Consider the following 2,220-nt stretch of genomic DNA (forward strand, 5'->3'; position numbering starts at 1 on the left):
CGAGGTCAGGGCCACCCGCTCGTGGTTGAGCTGGTTGGTCATGAGCGGCCAGCCGCCGTGCTCGGGGCCCACGAGGTTGCTCGCGGGAACGACCACGTCCTGGTAGTAGGTGGCGCTGGTGTCCGGGCCGGCCATCGTGTGCACCGGGGTCCACGAGAAGCCGTCGGCGTCGGTGGGCACGACGATCATCGAGATGCCCTTGTGGCGCTTGGCGTCCGGATCGGTGCGGGCGGCCAGCCAGATCCAGTCGGCGTAGGCGACCAGCGAGGTCCACATCTTCTGGCCGTTGATCCGGTAGACGTCCTGTCCGGCGAACTCGCCGGTGCCGGCCTCGCGGACCGCGCGCGTGCGCAGCGAGGCCAGATCGGTTCCGGAATCGGGTTCGGAGTAGCCGATCCCGAAGTGGAGTTCGCCGCGGCTGATCCGGGGCAGGAAGTAGTTCTTCTGCTCGTCGGAGCCGAACGCCATGATGGTCGGCGCCACCGAGTTGATGGTGAGGAACGGGACCGGGACGCCGGCGATCGCGGCCTCGTCGGTGAAGATGAGCTGGTCGATCATCGGCCGGTTCTTCCCGCCGAATTCCTCCGGCCAGCCGAGCGTGAGCCAGCCGTCGCGCCCCATCTCCGCCACGATCTCCCGGTACGCGTCGCCGTGTCCGTACTCGCCGGTGGTGGAGGTGAACGCCTCGCGCCGCTCAGGGGTCATGAGCGCGGCGAAGTACTCGCGCAGCTCTCCGCGCAGACGCTCCTGGTCGGGGGTGTAGGTGATGTCCATGGGCCCTGCATTCGTCAACGGAAGTGGAACGTGTTCCAATTATGCCGACCACGCTAACACCGCCGAACGCGTTCGTGGAGTTCTCGTCGGCCGGCCGCCCGGTCTGGAATCGGTGCGGTGCAAGAACACGTTCTAGTGCTCTGGGCCACATAGTATCGGACCAGACCGGCGGTACCGAGCCTGCCGGACCGGCTGAGGAGGACTGATATGAGGATCGAGGTCGATCCCGACCGCTGCGAGGGGCAGGCCGTGTGTGTCGGCCTCGCGCCCAAGGTGTTCGAGCTGGGTGACGACGACGAGGTCGTCCGCGTGGTCGTGGACGAGGTGCCGGCCGAGCTCGAGAAGCGGGCCCGCAAGGCAGTGGAGAAGTGCCCGATGGCGGCACTCGAGATCAAGGAGTGACATCACTATGACGCAGCAGTCCCTGGACGCCGACCTGTCTCTGGACGGGCGGGTCGCCGTCGTGACCGGGTCGGGCTCCGGTCTCGGTGCCGCGGAGGCGGTCGAGCTGGCCCGGTCCGGCGCGGCGGCGGTCGTCATCAACGACATCCGGTCCTCCGAGGCCACGGACTCGGTGATCGCGGACATCGAGGCCGCCGGCGCCAGGGCGGAGCTCGTCGTGGGCGACGTCTCCGAGCGGGAGACCGCGGACGCCATGGTGGCGGCCGCACTCGAGCTGGGTGGACTGCACGTCGTGGTGAACAACGCGGGCATCACCCGCGACAAGATGCTGTTCAACATGTCGGACGAGGACTTCGACGCGGTGGTCAAGGTGCACCTGCGCGGGCATTTCCTGCTGACCCGTAACGCGGCCGCCCACTGGCGGGCCGAGAGCAAGAAGGCGGGGGGGCCCGTCTTCGGGCGTCTGATCAACACCTCGTCCGAGGCGGGGCTCTTCGGCCCTCCCGGGCAGGCGAACTACGGTGCGGCCAAGGCGGGCATCACGGCCCTGACCCTGTCCGCGGCCCGGGTGCTCGAGCGCATCGGGTGCACCGCCAACGCGATCGCACCGCGCGGCCGCACCGGCATGACCGAGGGTGTCTTCGAGGCGTGGGACGAGTCCCGGGGGCCGGACCCGCTCTCCCCGGATCGTGTCGCCGACCTCGTGTCGTACCTGGCGTCGCCGGCGGCGGCACAGGTCAACGGTCAGCTGTTCGTGGTATACGGCGGCATGGTGGCCCTCGTCGAGGCGCCCGTGGTCGAGAAGCGGTTCGACGCCGCCGGCGGTGTGTGGGATCGCCGCGAGTTCGCCGATGCGGTCTCCGGGCACTGGTCAGGCCGCCCCGAGGGCAAGTCCTTCTCCGCCGCGGAGATCATGAAGCTCTGATCCGGGCCCCGGCCCGTGGGATGTCCCCGGTGTGATCGTGAACCGATCACACCGGGGACAACTTGTATCTCCACCTGCCGTGCTAGGAGACTGCTGAACAATCAGGGTGTCCGCCCCGC

At 68.8% G+C, this 2,220-nt stretch carries 3 protein-coding genes; 2 read left to right on the forward strand and 1 reads right to left on the reverse strand.

The window, feature by feature from the left end:
• Window positions 1–774 (reverse strand): acyl-CoA dehydrogenase family protein (locus tag G6030_RS13895; RefSeq protein WP_182643534.1); only part of this gene is annotated, 774 nt, incomplete at its 3' end.
• A 207-nt stretch (window positions 775–981) separates the two neighbouring features.
• Between G6030_RS13895 and G6030_RS13900 the strand changes: the two genes are divergently transcribed.
• Both G6030_RS13900 and G6030_RS13905 read left to right on the forward strand, forming a co-directional pair.
• Complete coding sequence (locus G6030_RS13900) at window positions 982–1,176, forward strand: ferredoxin (RefSeq protein WP_007626833.1); 195 nt, start codon at window positions 982–984, stop codon at window positions 1,174–1,176.
• A 7-nt stretch (window positions 1,177–1,183) separates the two neighbouring features.
• Window positions 1,184–2,101: a 3-oxoacyl-ACP reductase gene (locus G6030_RS13905; protein WP_182643535.1), complete on the forward strand. Its 918-nt coding sequence runs from the start codon at window positions 1,184–1,186 to the stop codon at window positions 2,099–2,101.
• Window positions 2,102–2,220: the final 119 nt, after the last annotated feature.

The organism is Dietzia sp. E1, assembly GCF_014145015.1.
Classification (GTDB): domain Bacteria; phylum Actinomycetota; class Actinomycetes; order Mycobacteriales; family Mycobacteriaceae; genus Dietzia; species Dietzia cinnamea_A.

Excerpts from the sequence above, each read along its gene's own strand:
- G6030_RS13900 (WP_007626833.1), top strand. The coding sequence starts at position 982 with ATGAGGATCGAGGTCGATCCCGACCGCTGCGAGGGGCAGGCCGTGTGT.
- G6030_RS13905 (WP_182643535.1), top strand. The coding sequence starts at position 1,184 with ATGACGCAGCAGTCCCTGGACGCCGACCTGTCTCTGGACGGGCGGGTC.